The sequence below is a fragment of the Blautia sp. OF03-15BH genome, assembly GCF_003463065.1.
In the GTDB taxonomy this organism is placed as follows: domain Bacteria; phylum Bacillota; class Clostridia; order Lachnospirales; family Lachnospiraceae; genus Limivivens.
Genome location: NZ_QSCM01000026.1, coordinates 17062 through 35217 on the forward strand (window position 1 = coordinate 17062; position 18156 = coordinate 35217).

The 18156-nt window shown below is 48.8% G+C and carries 10 protein-coding genes; 1 reads left to right on the forward strand and 9 read right to left on the reverse strand.

What is annotated here, in order from left to right; genetic code table 11:
- Positions 1-9 precede the first annotated feature (9 nt).
- From DXA57_RS16130 to DXA57_RS16165, 8 genes are all read right to left on the reverse strand, one after another.
- Entirely contained in the window at positions 10-1212 is a 1203-nt protein-coding gene (locus DXA57_RS16130; protein ID WP_117768295.1) for a Gfo/Idh/MocA family protein, read from the reverse strand.
- Positions 1213-1301: 89 nt separating this feature from the next.
- A complete protein-coding gene (locus DXA57_RS16135; RefSeq protein WP_117768296.1) occupies positions 1302-2975 on the reverse strand; it encodes a right-handed parallel beta-helix repeat-containing protein in 1674 nt (557 codons plus the stop codon).
- A 155-nt stretch (positions 2976-3130) separates the two neighbouring features.
- Positions 3131-4057: a carbohydrate ABC transporter permease gene (locus DXA57_RS16140; RefSeq protein WP_243005815.1), complete on the reverse strand. Its 927-nt coding sequence runs from the start codon at positions 4055-4057 to the stop codon at positions 3131-3133.
- A gap of 13 nt (positions 4058-4070) precedes the next feature.
- Positions 4071-5009, reverse strand: coding sequence for an ABC transporter permease (locus DXA57_RS16145; protein WP_117768297.1), 939 nt, complete (start codon positions 5007-5009; stop codon positions 4071-4073).
- Positions 5010-5030: 21 nt separating this feature from the next.
- Positions 5031-6635, reverse strand: a complete 1605-nt coding sequence (locus tag DXA57_RS16150; protein WP_117768298.1) for an extracellular solute-binding protein — start codon at positions 6633-6635, stop codon at positions 5031-5033.
- 479 nt (positions 6636-7114) lie between these two features.
- Complete coding sequence (locus DXA57_RS16155; protein ID WP_117768299.1) at positions 7115-9055, reverse strand: AraC family transcriptional regulator; 1941 nt, start codon at positions 9053-9055, stop codon at positions 7115-7117.
- Between the two features lie 171 nt (positions 9056-9226).
- Positions 9227-9577, reverse strand: a complete 351-nt coding sequence (locus DXA57_RS16160; protein ID WP_117768300.1) for an Hpt domain-containing protein — start codon at positions 9575-9577, stop codon at positions 9227-9229.
- Positions 9574-12981: an EAL domain-containing protein gene (locus DXA57_RS16165; RefSeq protein WP_117768301.1), complete on the reverse strand. Its 3408-nt coding sequence runs from the start codon at positions 12979-12981 to the stop codon at positions 9574-9576. The genes DXA57_RS16160 and DXA57_RS16165 overlap by 4 nt, the downstream gene beginning before the upstream one ends.
- 399 nt (positions 12982-13380) lie before the next feature.
- Between DXA57_RS16165 and DXA57_RS16170 the strand changes: the two genes are divergently transcribed.
- On the forward strand, positions 13381-14784 hold the full coding sequence (locus DXA57_RS16170) for an alpha-L-fucosidase (protein ID WP_243005816.1): 1404 nt from the start codon (positions 13381-13383) through the stop codon (positions 14782-14784).
- A gap of 205 nt (positions 14785-14989) precedes the next feature.
- On the opposite strand, the gene DXA57_RS16175 is transcribed toward DXA57_RS16170, so the two are convergent.
- A complete protein-coding gene (locus tag DXA57_RS16175; RefSeq protein WP_117768304.1) occupies positions 14990-17725 on the reverse strand; it encodes an alpha-mannosidase in 2736 nt (911 codons plus the stop codon).
- Between the last annotated feature and the right edge of the window lie 431 nt (positions 17726-18156).

The following is an 18156-nucleotide window of genomic DNA, read 5'->3' on the forward strand; positions in this document are numbered from 1 at the left end:
CATTCCTCCTTATTTTCTCCTGAGCCACATACCATTGGTAAAATCAGGGATCGCAACCGGCTGGCCGCCAAGCGCGATGGACTGCTCTGCCAGAGCAGAAATGCTCATCCAGGCTGCCAGGTCATATACATCGATGGGAGCCTCGCTCTGATTCTGCACACTTTCAACAAAATCACAGAATACCAGCCAGTCCATGCCGCCGTGTCCTTCCTTGATCCCTTCAGCCATGTATTTTTTCCATACGGGATGCTCGTATTTTTCCCGGTATTCTTCCACGTTGCCCCAGTGTTTTTTCCACTCAAAATGATCCTTTGCATGCTCTTCGCCGTCAATGAAAAGAGACTGGTTGTCCTCAAAATACATACCTTTGGTCCCCTGTACGGTGAAGCCTCTGGAGTAGTATCTCGGAAGGGTTGTGTCCAGTGTCAGAAGGATCGTTTCCCCATTTGCACAAGTGATGATGGTATTTACCACGTCTCCCTGGCGGAACTCGGTGTTCATCAGCACTTCATCGTCCGCCTTGTTGTTTTTGATATATTCTTTCATACCTGCCGCCCTGGATGCCATGGCTGTCAGCGTCAGCATCCGGTTTCCCCGGTTGATATGAAGGACTTTTGCGATAGGACCAAGCTCATGGGTCGGATAGTTCTCGGTATTTCTGTGAATGTAGTTGTCCAGACGGTAATGACGGTTCTCTCTTCCGAAAGCAACCTCATCCCGAAGGTCATGCTTATAGCCGCCCTCGCAGTGAACGATGGTTCCGAGAACGCCCATCTCAGACATGTGATAGACCATCATCTCATCCCTGCCATACACACAGTTTTCCAGAAGCATGACCGGCACACGGGTCCGCTCATAAGCTTCAACGATCTTCCAGCATTCCTGAACGGTATACGCACCACCAACCTCGCAGCCTACATATTTTCCGGCCTCCATAAACTCAATGGCAAGGTTCAGATGATTTTCCCAGGAGGTGCAGAGGATCACTGCATCTACATGCTCCATCTTCAGAATGTCTTTATAGTCCAATGTGGTCTGAGGGCGGGGACGGCCGCTCTTTTCAATCAGTTCGGCCGCTTCCTGACAGCGATCCTCATACACATCGCAGACAACGGCAAACTCCACATCCTCATGATGCAGAAATACCGTTTTCAAAAGGCCGATTCCACGGCCTCCCAGACCAATCAAACCTAACGTCACTTTCTTTCCCACAATAAAGTCCTCCTTTTTCCGTTAGCTATAACGCTATCCTATCATAAATTTTCCACAAAAAAAATACACAATAAGCCTGTTTTTTATACTTATTCTCTTCGATACTCTCCCACATCAGAAAGTTTCACCCAATTTTCTTCCGTCCCCGGCGCCGTAACATGGTTTCCGGCAAAGACCACGGTCTCTACATTTTTCGCGTTCAGAAGTTCTCCATCCTGACTGATGAATTCGTTGTCCCGGATCTCCAGATACTGATGGAGTTTCTGATCCGGCAGGATTTCCCGTACCGGCGTATCCACCTGAATCACGCCCTGGCCCCAGTTTTTCACAGAATCACAGTCTTCAAAGCGGTTATTTTCCACCACGATATGCTTCGTCGCTCCGGATTCGAACCAGTCGGCTGCGTCACCGGAGATCAGAACCGCCGTTCCGGCGGTATGGAAGGTATTGTTTCGTACCACTACGGTTCCGGCACTGGTGAGAAGAAAGCCTCTGGCACGGTTGTTTTGGACGGTACAGCCTTCGATCAGGACATCTGGCACGTAGCTGATATTTTCGATGCTGTCCTTTTCCTTGATTCCCTCCGGCAGCTCGTCTTCAAATTTTACATAGGTATAATCTTTATTTAAGGTAACGATGCGCTCCGCCCGGCTTTCTCCCCTGGAAAGAAGGGTTTCATAGTGAACAAAAGAGAACTGATCTCCTTCCTTTCCCACCGGTACCCCTTTCTGCTGATGATGTACCAACTCCACCAACAGTTCGTTTTTGCTTAATACCTTTTTCACCCGGGCATAGATGCCATGAATATTCACCGCATCATCCAGCTGGCGCTCAAAGAGACAGTTCCGGATCTCAATCTTTCCACGGCAATAGACAAAATGGGTGGCATCCGCTGCCAGAGAAAACCAGTGTCCGCTTCCCGGTTTTCCGGTGACTGCCACCCGATCCAGCAGAATGTTTTCCGTAAACTGGGCAGTGATTCCCATTCCGGCGCAATGATAGATGGTCACATCCCGGAAGGTAATGTCTTTGCTGTCCGTCACATAGGTGGCCGGATAGTTTCTCGGATGGTGGCGAAGGACGATCACATGGCCCGGCGTATACCCATCAAAGGATTTCATACGACCGGTGCCCTCCAGGGTAACCTCCACCAGTCCTTCCTCCAGTTCCTTCCAGATCCCATAGTCGGCATGGGGCTCTGTTCCAAAGCCCATCTCATAAGGGCCTTCTGAAGGCTCCCCTTTTTGCGGATCCACTTCCATCCAGAAGGGAATCTCATGGCAGAAATTTTCTCCGGTGAAAAAGATCCGCTGATGGGCTACATAATAAGGAAACCGTCCTTTATCGATTCGAAGCTGCATGGAAGGGCCATCGACAGAGACAATGGTTCCCTCGGAATAAGCCGGACGCTCATAATCGATGGAAAATCCCTCCAGAGTCACATCCTCACTGTTATGAAAATAGAAAGCCAGAAGCTCTGTATGGAAAATAAAAGCGCTGTTCTTTCCCCGAATGGTCAGATGGCGGCAGTCCGTCAGGTCAAAGGCAATCCGTTTGATGGTGTCTTCGTCATGGTTGGAAATGCAAAGCGTCCGCTCAAAGGCATAATCCGGATAAAAATGATAGGTTCCCTCTTCGAAAATAAGTTCCGCTGCTTCCTCTGTATTCCGGCATTCCTCCAGAATTTTCCTGAGGTACAGCATGTTCATCCGGTCTTTTTCTCCTGGGTAAATTCCATAATCTTTTACAACTATTGTTCTCATATAGTCTTCTCCTGTGAATCGTTTTTTTCTGTAATAGTTTAGAACAGGGCATAGAACTGTGGCCTGTTGGCCAAAACGTCCTGAACAGTTAGTTTTCTCTTATGATACACGATATGCCGCAATAAAACAGCTTATTGCGGCATAGCAGATTTCTTTTATTCTTTTACGGATCCTACCAGTACCCCTTTTACAAAGTATTTCTGAAGGAAGGGATAAACCAGGAGGATCGGTACTGTGGTGACAATGATCGTAGCGTATTTGATGATCTCCTGCAAAAGCACCGAATCTGCGGTTACTCCCACGCTGCTGGAAAGAAGAGCATCCATATCCTCCTGTTTGACCAGAAGCTCCCGAAGGAACATCTGCAGGGGGTAAAGATCTCGCCTTTTCTGAAGATACACCAGAGCATTGTACCACTCGCCCCATTTTCCTACGGCATAGAACAGAGTAATGGTCGCCAGAGCCGCCTTGGAAAGGGGCAGGGTGATCTTCGTCAGCATGGTAAAATGATTGGCTCCATCCAGTGCCGCCGACTCATACAGGCTCTCCGGCACCGACTCAAAGGAAGTCCGAAGCACGATCATGTTGTAGACACTGAGCATGCCCGGCACGATCATGGCCCAGATGGTATTGGTCAGGCCCAGTTTCTGCACCACCAGGAAGGTAGGAACCATACCGCCGCTGAAGAACATCGTAAAAATGATAAAGAGCATAATCGGTTTCTTCAAAAGAAACCCTTTTCTGGAAAGCGGATACGCTCCCAGCACCGTAATGGTCATGCTGCAGAGGGTTCCGACTACCACATAAAAGATCGTGTTGCGGAAGCCCAGCCAGATATTTTCTGAATTTAATACCGCTTCATAACCTCTGGTAGAAAAACCAGCCGGTCTCCAGAGAAGCCCTGTCACTTTTCCAAACTCCACCGGATCACTTAAGGAGGCAAAGAGCACATACAAAAGTGGATACAGCGTGATCAGCATCAGGAGCACCATAAAACAGTTATTGATCACCCGGAAGATCTTCTCACCCCGGCCCACAATGACCCGGCTGTTTTCTTCCATTCCTTTTTTTCTTCTTTTCACTGGTTCTCCCCCCTTACCACAGACTGTTTCCGTTGACCTTCTGGCTCAATTTATTGGCCCCGCTCAGAAGGATCAGGTTGATCACGGAGTTGAAAAGGCCGACTGCCGTGGAATAACTGTAGTTCATTTCTTCGAAACCTTTCCGGTAAACGAAGGTGGAAATGATATCCGACGTTTCATAGGTCACCGGAGACTGGATCAGGAAGGCTTTTTCCCAACCCACATTCATTAATCCGCCCACAGCCATGATAAACATGATCACGATGATGGGCAGCATCCCAGGAAGGGTCACATGCCAGATCTGCCGGAATTTGTTGGCCCCGTCAATACGGGCTGCCTCGTAAAGCTGCGGATTGATGCCGGTAATGGCCGCCAGATAGACAATGGAGCCCCATCCGAAGCTTTGCCATACCTCAGAAACAATGTAGATTGCCCGGAAGCAGTGAGGATCCGCAATCAGGCTTCCCTGATGACCCGTAAGAGAATTGACCATCTGGGTGATAAAGCCATCACTGTTGGTGAACACCAGAATCAGACTGGCGATCACCACAGTAGTGATAAAGTGGGGCAGATAGGTAATGGTCTGTACCACCTTTTTGAAATGTATGTTTACGACTTCATTTAAGAGAATCGCAAAGATAATCGGAGCGCTGAAGCCAAAGAGAAGATTCAGGCCACTGATCATCAGGGTGTTCTTCAGCGTCCTCCCGAAGAATACGGAACCGACAAACTCTTTGAAATACTTAAGGCCTACCCAGGAGCTTCCGAGAATGCCCAGTCTTGGTTTAAAGTTTTTGAATGCGATAATGACTCCGTACATCGGGGCGTAGCAGAAAATAATCAGGTAAATCAGAACCGGCAGAAGCATCACATAGAGCAGCCAGTTTTTCTGGAAATCGGTTTTCAGTCTCCGTGAAAATGGTTCCGCTTTCCTTTTTTGACTTTTTTTCATAGCATCAGCGCCCCCTTTTTCTTATCTTGCGTTATAACGATCCAAAGCAGCCTGTTCTACTGCGATCAGATCTTCGATGTGCATATCTTTCAGATTCTGCTGGAAGGTCTCGAAGTTCTCCAACGGCTCTTTGCCCATAACAAATTTCAGCAGGCTTTCTTTTACATAGGTATCCACGTCTGCCTGATAGGAACTTCTGGTCTCAGCCTCTTCGGTATTGTAAAGGATGAAGTTGGAGAGGGTCTGAGAGGTTCCCTGCTCTTTCCACAGAGTCAGTGCATCCGGCTGGCAGCCTTTGTTGTATTTCTTAGTCAGGATGTAATCGAGATCGGTATCCTCATAAGCATGCCACTGCTGCGGAGCGGCGCCAAGAAGCTCGTCCTTGGAAGCATCCGCTGGCATTGCATTGATCACCGGAACACCGTCTTCCATATGATAGCCGACACCCTCTTCACCATTGGCCAGTTCGCGGTCGATGTCTTCCAGATACAGAGCGTCCAGAAGGGCCACGCAGGCTTCTACATTTTTGCAGTCAGCAGTGATGTATTTATAGTCGCCAAGTCCTCTGCTGCTGGTACGAAGCGCTGCGAGCGTATCGCTTTCCTTCAGAGTCGGAGCCGGAGCCGGGATCAGAGCCTTGCTCTCATCTTCACTCTCGGTGGTTACATAATAGGTGGTTCCATAGGTATAAAGATGAGTCATGGCAACGCCGACACGGTCGGAGGAAGTCAGAGACATGATGTCGTTCTCGGTCTGGGTCGTGAAATCCGGATTGATGTAACCGGCCTCATACCACTGATTCAAAAGTGCCAGGTAATCTTTGTAAGAATCCTCATAAGGGCCAAAACCAACGGTTCCGTCGTCTTTGATATAGTAATCATCAGCCGCAACTCCATAAGCGGAAGAGAACATATTGGTGGTGAAAAGCGGGCCCAGGTCATTTCCGCCGGAACCATGGACAGCCAGGGGATATTCGACACCGTTTGCCTTCATTGCTTCAAAAAGAGCGGTCCACTCATCAATGGTGGTCGGTACCTCAAGACCGGTGGCTTCCAGATAATCTTTCCGGATCAAAGCGCCGGTGAAGGTCAGATCTGCTTCTTCACTTCCGCAGATTTTGGAGCCCAGACGGATGATACGACCTTCATCATCGGTAACGGCTTTTTTCAGGAATTCATCGTCTTTGATCAGATTCCAGAAATTCGGCGTGTACTCTTCTCCAATGTAATCGGTATAGTCATAAAGCACACCGTCTGCATAAGCCATCTCAATGCCACCGGGATAGTATTGATCGATTCCACGGCTGAAGATCATATCCGGGAGGGTGGAATCTGCCATCATAATGGTAAAGTTATCCTGCTCCTGTCCTACCGGCGGATGGATAAATTCAAATTTGCAATTGAATTTTTCTTCGATGTCCTTGATCACATGGTAATCTTCCATATTACTGGTGGCCTGGGCATTATTACTGGTCATTGCAAACCAGATCGTGATGGTCTCGCCGCCGAGATCCGGATATCCCTGCTCATTTCTCGGACACGGATCTGCCAGAGCGGTTCCGGTCAGAGTTCCCATTGCCATGAGGGCTGCCAGCACGCTGGCGGTGACTTTCTTTCTTCCTACCATATTTACTTCCTCCTTTTTCTTTTCGGCTCCCGGGCTTTGGGGGACTCCCCTGCATCCGTTTCCTTTCTTCTGAGCCGTTCCTTTTTGTTGGTGAAATCACTATAACATTCCGGCTATCCCTTCGTAAATAAACACATTTTTCCTAGTTTTATCACTTTTTAAACACTGTTTTTTGGTCATTTTGTTGTTTTTTCCAGATTTTTATCTTCATTTCTTTCCGTGTACTTCCATTTTCTTCACTGTTTTCCTTTATTTCGAACAATCGTTTTTGTGTATTTTGCACAGTTTCCTGTTTTTTTCATCCCAGAATAAACCATTTTTAACAGAAAAAAAGAGGCATATCAGAAATTGATCATTCTTTTTTGCCTCTTCTTTTTCCTGATATCCTCTTTTGGGAAGTTTTTTTCTCTTCTGCAGCTGTTTTTCAGACTCCTTTGTGCAAAAATGCCCATCCCTCTGAAAAATCGTTTTGTATACTTTTACAGCTTTTCTTTGGTCTCCAGCGCTTCCCGGTACTGCCCCGGAGTCACACCTTCGTATTTTTTGAATACTCGGATAAAGGTGGTAATGTTGCAGAAACCGCTTCTGGCTGCCACATCCCGGATCTTGATCTCCGGTGCATTTTTCAAAAGATCCTTCGCCAGGTTCACCCGGCTCTGATGAATGTATTCCAGGACACCGTTTCCCATCTGATGCTTGAAGTATCGGGAAAGGTGAGAGGGGGAAACGCCCATCTGCTCCGCAATGCCATTCACGGAAAGGTTCTCGTCGGAAAGATTCTTCCGGATAAACTCCAGGATCCGCTCCAAGGAACAGTTTTCATTTTCTTCCGTTTTATCCTGAATCTCTTTGTGTACAAATTTTTCTCTGACCTCTTCGTAACCTTTATGAACCGCTTCCAGATCTTCTCCGCTCTCGCTGAGATAACAGTTACAGAAAATCTTCTCTTCGTCTGCCAGAAGAGTTTTCATCCGGTCCCGCTCGGCGGAAAGCTGCTGCCGGAAGGCTTCCTTTGTCTCCCCGTCTCCATTCAGGACGCAGAAGAAGCCATCTCTCCCCTCCAATACATAGAAACGGGAAAGCTCCGGAAAACACTCCTGAATATATTCCTTGAGAATCTCCCGTTTATCTGCCTCCGCGACACCTTCTTCCAGCACTTCCTCCACACTTTCCGTCTCCTCAAACACGCACATCAGGACGGCATAGCGGTTTCCGGTAAAATCCAGCTGGCTTTTCAGAGACTCCTCCTCTGTCAGCTTCCCCTGAAAGAGCAACTGCCCCAGATAAAGCTCCCGCATATCCGCTTCATACTGCCGGATCTTTTCATTCATTTCCTGCCGGGTCCGGATGGTCTTTTTCACATAGATCTCCAGATCTCCCAGATCATCCATCACCTGACTCTGTTCCAGATCTTTATCGGCATCCCTGACGCTGTTGAGCAGATACTGGATCGGCAGATAGTTTCTTCTAGCCACCAGAAAGCACAAAAAGATAAGAAAAATCGCTCCCACCACAGAAACCGTCACTCCAAAAAACTTAGCGAAAGCGGTCGCCGAATAGCTGGCTCCTTTCAAAACGGCATACACCAGGACCAGTCCGGTTTTGGCTGAACGGGAGAAGTTCAGTTTATAATTTTTCTCCCCGATATGCAGGTCGGAAAGATTCTTTTCCCGGCAGTTCTGAAGCTGAATGGCCAGTTCATCGCCCTGGCCGGAAAGTGTTCCGGTTACCAGTCCATTATCGGAAAGGACAAAGGCTTCTTCCCCTCCCCGAAGGCTTAAACCTTTCAGAAGATCCTCCAGATATGCTTCACTTAAGACCACCACTGCCCGGGCCATGTTGAGACTGTCGGTATTGGTCAGCTGCGTGGTGATGATACTTTTCTGTTTTCCATCCGCTCCGGCAATGGTCTGAAACTGTCCCATGACTCCGTTATTCAGCGCGTCCAGCCATTCATCGTAACTGTCCGCATATTTATCTGCCTGGAAAACTCTGCTTTCTTTACCGCCGCTGTCACTGGAGATTACATATTCATAAGCCGGAAAATAGAGATAGATCTCTTCTATATTATTGTAACCGGAAATGATAGAACGAAGCCGGTCAAACACTTCCCACTCGCTGTAGTAATCCCGCTCTGACTTCCGCACATAGGAAAGCAGTGTCTCATCCGATTTCAGTTTTTGGGAAATCATATAAGCCTGCTGGAAATCCTGGTCAACCTGATTTAAAACCCTGCTCACCGTCCGGCTTTCAAAATCCCCGGATAACCGGTCCATCATCAGAAGAGACGCCACCTCTGCAACAACGATTAGGATGATGGACACAGGCAGAATGGTCAGGATCGACCGGAAGCTAGAACGGAAGGTCTTGGATTCCATGCAAAGCCGCTGTTCCGTTTTTCCTGTTTTTGTTCTGTTCATTATTCTCCCTCCCCCATTTATAATTTTCAAAACCAAATAACCATTCAGAACATCAAAAAATCTGTACTCCTGAATAGTTCCATCTTATGATATACGGATTGTTTCGCATTTCATGCTCCCGCAATCCTGAACAGTACTTTCTGCTGCGGTGTCTCTTTTTCAAGCCTGTTCTTATTCCACCTGATCAATGAGGCGGATCATTTCTTCATAGTCCGCTTTGATCTTGGAAAAAGCTTCCTGAATTCCTTCGGTTCCGCCGTGGCGGGTAATCTCCACGAGAACCTGTGTGTGTTCAAACAGGGGTTTCAATCCCAGGTTGGCAGCCACCCCTTTTAAAGTATGAGCCTGACGGAAGATCATCTCCGCCTCTCCTTCCGCCATTGCCTCCTCCAGTGCCGCATAGGTCTTATCTGTACTGAATTTTTTCAGGAATTTCAAGACCAGCGCCTCACTGCCTGCCAGACGCTCCAGCACTTCTTCATAGTTTTGTCCGATGGTTTCATAAAATTCTTTTGCAGTCATTTTTCTTTCCTTTCCTGTGGCTCATTGCCTGATCCGTAGCTTTTCTGATACTTTCCGTTCTCTTTCATGGAGCAGACGGAGCTCCTGCCGGCGGCTGTTTTCCCGGATGCCACATCCGTTACATCTACCCGGGCCATTCCGACCCGCTCCAGTTCCTTTGAGATATAGAAAAGCTGGTACTTTTTTATCCGGTGGATCCCCTTTTCATCCGTCAGCTCTAGAAGGAAGCTGTAGCTATCCTGATCTTCCAGCTGCCGGCGGATATAATCTGTCTGAAGATTCTTAAGATACCACGCCCTGTTCTCTTCGTCCATGAAACGTTCTGCAATCTTCCCGATCTCATCTATGAAAATGCCTTCTTTCAATACATTCTCCCGGCATTTCTCCTTGACCTCCACCAAATGGTGTTTTCCGGTCTTCAGATCGATATCACAGATCAGATCATATTCCATCGCTGTCACCTTGCGGAGCAAAAGATCTTCCATCTTCTGTTCGGTCAAATTCAGCGTATAGATGAAACAGATCACATCACCGTTCTCCGGATTCAGACACAGACGGAAATCCGTGCTCCCGTAAAAAATCGTACCGTTTTCTCTTCTTCTATGAAATTCAAAATGATACTCTTCTTTTCCATTATAAAAATTCTGAAGAACTTTATCCCGCTGCATAGTCTCGCGCATAGAAATGCCCTCTTCCGGATCCACCGCAGAAGCTGCAAGCCGTTCTATCATGTCCTCAAAGCTTTCACCGAGCTGCGTTGCCACCAGATCAGAAGTCATCACACAGCTTTCCATCCGGTTAGTGGTGAGATTGACCCATCCCTGCATACCGCCCTCTGAGAAGTTCAGGCGGGTAAAATAGCCCAGTTCCTTTTCATAGAGTTCCTTTTCCCTCTGTTCCCGCTTCTTATCCTCGGTAGCATCCAGGCAGACTGCCATCCGCCCTTCTCTGCCGTCCTCCGTCTCAATGCTGCAGCCCGTATCATGGACCCAGATATAGGTACCGTCCTTTTTCTTCATCCGGTAATCGACCGAATACCGGTTCTGTTTATCCAGTTCTTCGTTCACCTGCCGGCTGACCCGCTCCCGGTCCTCCGGATGAACTCCGTTTTCCATGCAGCCATTTACATCCTTGAGAAATTCATCCCGGTCTTCGTAGCCCAGATAGCTGATCAGACTCTGATTGATAAAATAAATAGGAAAACCTTTCTCCCGATAACCGCCGATCATGCCGCCAGGAAGTGTGGTGTTCAGAAATTCCTGCTGCTCCTTGAAACGTTTTTCCCTTGCCACGTTATTCAGATATCCTTCATCTGCCCGTTCCCGCCGGAGCATCTTCTCTACCCGGAGCCGGAAACTCTCACCAAGTCTGGTATCAGGAACATACTCGTCCGCTCCAAGCTCCAGGGCCTCTTTTTCTGTCTCCTCGTCCTCATCTCCTATGACAAGAACCGGTGTTTTCCAGACCTTTTTCTCCCGCTGGATGAGCTTCCACGCGGAATGTTCATCCCTGCGGACCGCCTTCATGCCGACCAGAAAAGCGGCAATCCGGTTTCCAAAGCTTTCAATGTTCCGCAGGACTTCTGTTTCATTGACAGCTGTGACCAATTCATAGCTGCCTTCAAAAAGTCTGCTCAGACGTTCCCTCTTTTCTATCCGTTCATCCGCCAGAAGAAGGATTCCCTTTTTCTCCTTCTGCTCACCGGCAAGCCGGAAATTCCGCTCCCTGTTCTCCTTTTTTAAGAACTGTTCCCGAAGCAGCTTTTCAAAATCGGCGGGATCCAGCGGCCTGGAAAGATAATATCCCTGAATGTAATCACAGCCCAGATCCTTCAGATGTTCCAGCTGTTCCTTTGTCTCCACACCTTCCGCCACCACGCTCAGGTCCAGCCAGTGTGCCAGACCGATGATATAGCGGAGTGTTCTGCGGCTCTCCGGCATTTCCATTTCAGTACGGATAAACTGCATATCCAGCTTCAGGATATCCATGGGCATCCGGTTCAGCATGTTCAGAGAGGAATAACCGCTTCCGAAATCATCCATCTCGACGACAAAGCCATTTTCCCTCAGCTTCGTCACCGTCTGGATCAGCTCGTCCGGATTTTCCGTATAGACCGACTCCGTGATCTCCAGATGAAGCCTCTTTGGTGTGATCCCGTAGCGGTTTACCAGTTCCAGCAGGGTATCTGCCAGATTTACGTTGTAGATATCCGCCCTGGAAACATTGATGGAAACATTGACCGGCTCCAGCCCTTCCCGGTCCCACTGCCGCATCAGCCGGCAGACTTGTTCCCATACGTACTGATCCAGCCTGGTAATGAAACCGTTTTTTTCAAAGAGAGGGATAAACACTGCCGGAGACTGCATGCCAAGTTCCGGGTGGAACCAGCGGACCAGCGCCTCTGCATCGGAAAGCAGACCTCCAAAAGCTTTGTATTTCGGCTGAAGCTTTACCTGGAACTGTCCTTTCTCCAGTGCCTCTTCCATGCAGTCCAGGATCGCCTGCTCCTGAAGCATTTCATCCCGAAGTTTGTCATCATAAAAGGCAAAATACCGTCCATACTGTCCTTTGATGCTTCTGGCTCCCTGCAGCGCACGGTCACACATCTGCTCCACGGAGATCTGTCTGTCGTCAGTCACATAAATGCCCCATTTGATCACAATGTTGCTGATGCCGCATTTTTCTCTGACCTCTGCAGTGAGCTTCTCAAAAAACTCATTTGTATAGCTTTCCTGATGTTCCTGCATGCAGACAAACTGGTCTGCATAAAAACGACTGCAGATCCCATGCCGTTCCTTCGCATGAGCGTCGCAGATCTCCGCTATGATCCGAAGCACCCGGTTCCCGGTCTGCATACCGAAGGAATCGTTGAGCAGCTTGAAATTCTCTGCATCTGAGCAGATGATATCATAGATCCTGTCCGGGTTTTCCTGAAGGATCTTTTCGGCCTTCTGACAGAAATATTCCTTGCTGTAAAGGCCTGTCGTCCGGTCCTTCCGGAACAGATGGATCATCGCTGCATTTTCCCGCAGATGGATCATGCTGGCCACACGACACAAGATCACCTGTGCCTTATACGGCTTGCTCACAAAATCCGTCGCTCCGTGCTCCAGTGCCTCAAGCTCGTCATTTTCTCCTTCGCTCTGCGTCGTGACGATCACCGGAATGGCTGCCAGTTCCGGGTTATTTTTCACCACATCCAGAAATTCGTATCCGTCCATCACCGGCATCCGGATATCCAGAAGGATCAGAGAGATTTTTTCTTTCTCTTTTTCCAGGATCTCAAGACCGGCTTTTCCATTTTCCGCTTCCAGCGTATCGTACTCGGAAGATAAGATCTCCGCCAGAAGCGCCCGGTTCCATTCGTTGTCTTCAATAATCAAAATCTTTCTACGCAAATTCATCTTCTCTTTCCCTTATCTGTTTTTACTGCTGCCCTCCTCCGCTCCATACCTGACACGGGTTTTGGCCTGCAGATCACTCCTCTGCCAGACAGCCAGCAGGATTAACACTTTATTTTATCATATTTCATGCTTTCCGTCATCGAAAAAAGCAAAAAAATGTCTGTTTTTAGAACTTTTTTCCTTCTTTATGAACATTTCGATCAACATACGTTTAAATAAATGAACAAAGAATTCAAAATAATGAATGACTTTTTAACATGTTTGTGATATGATGCAGATAAACCGCCTTCCGCTTTTCTGCCGGAAGGTTCTATCTCCCAACGCTGCCTGCAAAGGCATTTAACCGCATCCAAAACCGCTGCAGGCAGCTCCCACAATTCTACAAAGGAGGATTTCAAAATGAGCACAATGGAAAACGAAAACACAGAGGAAAAAGAGCAGGACATCGTCAATCAGGGCGTCCACAACTACAGCGCCGCCGAGACCTACTGCCGTCCCGCAGAGCCCATTCTTCAGGAGAAGCTGGAATGGTTCCAGGACCAGAAGCTGGCTCTCATGATGCACTGGGGCCTTTACTGCGAGCTTGGCATGGTGGCTTCCTGGGCACTGAGTGACAAGGACGCCGAATGGTCCCGCCACCAGGTCAACTGGACGGAGGACAAAGAAACCTTCAAGAAACAGTATTTCGGTCTGAACAAGTCCTTCAACCCCGTACGGTTCCAGCCGGAAGAGTGGGCACAGATGGCAGAGGACTGCGGTTTCCGTTATCTTCTGCTGACTACCAAGCACCACGACGGCTTCTGTCTGTGGGATACCGCCTACACCGATTACAAAGTTACCGCCGAGGACTGCCCGTTCCACGAAAATGAACATGCAGACATCGTAAAATCCATGTTTGATGCTTTCCGCGAAAAGGGCATCGGTATCGGTGCGTATTTTTCCAAGGCAGACTGGCACTGTCCGGATTACTGGAATCCGGAGCTTCGTAAGGACGGTCTGACCTCCCGCGGTCCTTCTTATGATCCGAAGGAATATCCTGAAATCTGGAGCCGTTTCCAGGAATTCACCAAAAACCAGGTTCTGGAGCTCTGCCGGAATTACGGAAAACTGGATATCCTCTGGTTTGATGCCGGCTGGGTATGCAAAGCCAACGGGCAGGACATCGATCTGGGCGGCATTGTGGATGAAGCCAGAAAGATCCAGCCCTGGGTCCTCTCCGCAGACCGTACCATCGGTGGTCCCTATGAGAATTACGTGACACCGGAGCTTTGTATTCCGGAGGAGCCTCTTTTTGTTCCCTGGGAGAGCTGTCTGACCCTGGGCGCCGACTTCACCTATGAGTACGGCGACCATTATAAAACGCCCCGCGAACTGGTCAACCTGCTCGTGAACATTGTGGCAAAAGGAGGAAACATGGCCCTGAACGTCAGCCCGCAGCCGGACGGCCGGATCCCCGTAGATGCACGGGAAAGCCTCTATGGTTTCGGTCAGTGGATGAAGACCTACGGCGAAGCCATCTACGGAACCAGAGTCTGCGCTCCCTACCAGAGCGGCAATCTCTCCTTTACCCAGAAGGGCGGGAAGGTCTATGCCATTCGTCTCTACCCGGTAGCCCAGGAATCCGTGGAATCCAAAATTTTCGTTCCATACACCGGAAAAATTTCCAGAATCTGTATGCTGGACAGCAAAACAGAAGTTTCCTTCACCGAGACCAAAGGCGGCTTGACTTTGACGGTTCCCGCCGGATACCGTCAGGGAACTGCTCCCATCGCCCTCGTTTTTGAGATGACCAAGGCCGAATAACTTTCCCATCAAGAATGTTCGTTCATACAAGCATGACTCACATTCTCGCCAAAAATCTGTCTGGCTCTGTACAATTACAAAAATCCCGCTCTCTTCCATGGTACCTGAAAAGAAGAGGCGGGATTTTTATTTTGGAATGGGCAAAGCGGCACTGCATCCTGACAGGATCGTTTTGCACCGAACGAAGCGCAGCGCAGACCCAGGATTATCTGCACCGAAGACCAAGAGTCAGGATCTCATGGGGACGAAGGTTTCGTTCGTAAGTTCCTGATGCGGTTTCCGTCAATGGTTCCAGTTCTTCCTCGATGACATTGCTAAGGAACGCAGCCGAAGCCCAGAAAGGTTTCTTAAGAACCAACTGCTGTGGCTCTTCGCTCTGGTTGACGAACCGGAGCATCAGATCTTTTTCTCCTTCCGGTGTCTTTTCGCTTTCCCTGATCTTGAGGGCGGTAAGCTCCAGCGCCTCTCCCGAAAACTCCAGCGCACAGCCCGTTTCCGGCAGCCTTCCGTCATGCCTTTTGGTGGGAACCAAAAGAAGCTCTGACTGAAACTGGACGCCTTCTTTCAATGCCCGGAAACGCTCTCCTTTTCCAAAGGGATAAATGGCATAGCAGGCGGTATGAATGCCCGGAAGCTGGGCTTTCGGCGTCGGAAAAACGCCCCAGTCTCCCATCTCTCCCACAGCCCGAAGAAGGGTAAGGGCAATGGCATTGTCTTTTTCCGGAAGGATTTCATATTCATAAAGACCAATATTTGCGGCAAGGAGCCCTCCGTCTTCTCCCTCCATGGTCACAAAACGCTGCTGATGTTCGCAGCCGCTGGGATTTTTCCAGGCCAGGCTGTGACGATTGTTTCGCTTCGCCTGCTCAAAGGGACAGTCGGCAAAATGCTGCCTGGCCGAGAGACCGGTGGAAAAAATCACCCGTACCCGATGATCCTTTGCCAGATTTTTAAAGGTCGTCTCGGCCTTTACCCCTCTTGCGTTCTTTTCCAGAGACAGTCTGGTCACCAGAGAAAGGGATACCATATCTTTGCTCCGGCCTGCCTTTCTCCCATAAAAATCCGCACACCGCTTCCGTTCCTCCTCCAGAAGTTCATCGGCACTTTCCGGAATTTCCATCGTCGTCTCAATGCGGTAGACAGCTCGGTAGGGCGCATCCTCTTCCAGCGTGATTCTGGCCGGTATTCCACAGCTTAAGATGGCTTCGGTATTTTGGGGCTGTACATAGAGGTATTCGTTTCCGATATCTCCGGTATCTTCAAAATATCCCAGAGGGCCAAAGGTTCTGCCGGAAGCCTTTTCGGTCAAACGATAGGTTCCGTCTTCCAGGATCTCTACACGGAGAAATGCGTTTTCCATGGTGTTGGGGGCAGTGACAAGGGAGGGTTCCTTCGTATCCGTGCTGCCTTTTTCCAGCGTATAGAAACGATACCCCAGAGCCGGTATCGCTTCCGCCTCAAAGGTAAGACGCACCTGCCGCGCCATATAGGGCTGACGGAAACGGTCATCCGGAAGATCATAGCCGAAATGAACTCCCAGATCTTCGATTTTTGCCGAAATCTCTTTTCCACCGGCATCCTTTACCACCAGTTCCGGCAGCGGCAGAGCCTTCATCCGGTCATAGCCTTCCGTAAGAAAACGCTGGTAATCCCTCTCATAATCCACCACGGCTTCGACAAGCCCTGTCCGCTCCCAGCCCGTGGTATTAAAGACCACAAAAGGAATACCAGTACAGGCTTCCGTACGGATCTCTTCTGCCAGATATCTGGCGCTTTCTTCTGTTATCGTCTCTGCCACCTGGAGACTCTTGGCGAAACGGGTTTTCATTTCTTCATTTACCGCATCCACACTGCAGCCGCAGATGCTGTCGTGGGGATGATTCTGCATCAGCTTTTTCCAGCTGTAGTGAAGAAGATCTTCCGGATATTCCTTTCCCAGAAGAGCTGCCAGAGAAGCCAGAGGCTCCGCTTCTTTTTCAAGGGCTGTCTCTCCCCGGCGGTTTTCTTTTTTCAGCTCCACATGGGCGGAACAGGTATTTACCAGTGTCCACAAGCCATCCGTCTCCTGACTGGTGAGTTCTCCGCAGACCGTCGAAAGCCCGGCGTTTCCTGCCTTTTCTTTTTTCTCCAGTTCTTTTTTCACTGCATCGACATAGGTTTCAAAATCCGAATGGATAAATTCGATATCCGGATATAATCTTCTGGCAGTCTCAATGGCAGCTCCCAGATCCTTCTGTACCGGCTGATGGTCGCAGCCATTTAAAAAGAGCAGCTGGCTGGTTCCCGCAAAGCGCCGGGCTGCTTTCAGGCGCTCCTCCCAGTATGCCTTTGCCGCTTCCTCCTCCACCGGAATCTCTGCCCCGTTGTTATACCAGTTGGCAAAAAGAATCCCCAGAAGACTGCTGCCATCCATGGATTCCCAGTTCATCTCCGAATAGGTGGATTCATAGGCGCCGCCCTCTTTTGTTTCGTTATTAAAACCTACCGGCTTTACCCCTCTTCCAAAAACCACCGCTTTCATACCGGCCTGTTTCAGAAGCTGGGGCATCTGACCGGCATTTCCGAAGGCATCCGGAAAATATCCCACCGGGCAGACGGCGCCATATTCCTTTGCCTCTTTCATACCCGTAAGAAGATTCCGTACGGCTGCCTCTCCGCTGGTCAGAAATTCATCCTGCAAAATATACCAGGGACCCGCATGAAAACGGCCTTCTTTCACATACTTTTCTATTTTTTCCCGATTCTGGGGGCGAATCTCAAGATAATCATCCAAAACGATGGTCTGTCCGTCCAGATGAAAGCTTCGGTAATTTTCGTCGGTTTCAAAAAGCTCCATAGCCGTGTCCAGAAGCTCGATCAGCTTTGTCCTGTGCTTTTCAAAGGGCAGATACCATTCTCTGTCCCAATGCGAATGTGATACGATGTGTACGGTTATTTTCATAAAACCCTCCATTTAAAACTTTTCCTGCATCATATCATAACTTTCGGCATAAAAAAACCCCGAAACCACTTTCTTTGTGATTTCGGGGACGCTTTTTATCAGCCAATCTCCTTTTTTATTGTGCTGCTGATTTCACAAAACCTGATTTTTATAACTTTTCTTACCACCCCATGATTTTCAGATATTCCCTCGACATCCGAGCACATTCCATAGAAGGAATATCATGGTGTTCATCCTGTTCTACAACGACCCACTGTGCTCCTGCCTCCAGAGATGCATCCAGTATCGGTTTCCAAATCTGCTGACCAAATCCAACTGCACGGAATTGGAAAAATCCAGTTTCATCTTCCGCTTCTTCTGTTTCGATTCCAATTAATTAAAACATTCCCAACATTTCGGACTATAGCAAGATAGTCCGAAAATACAGTTTC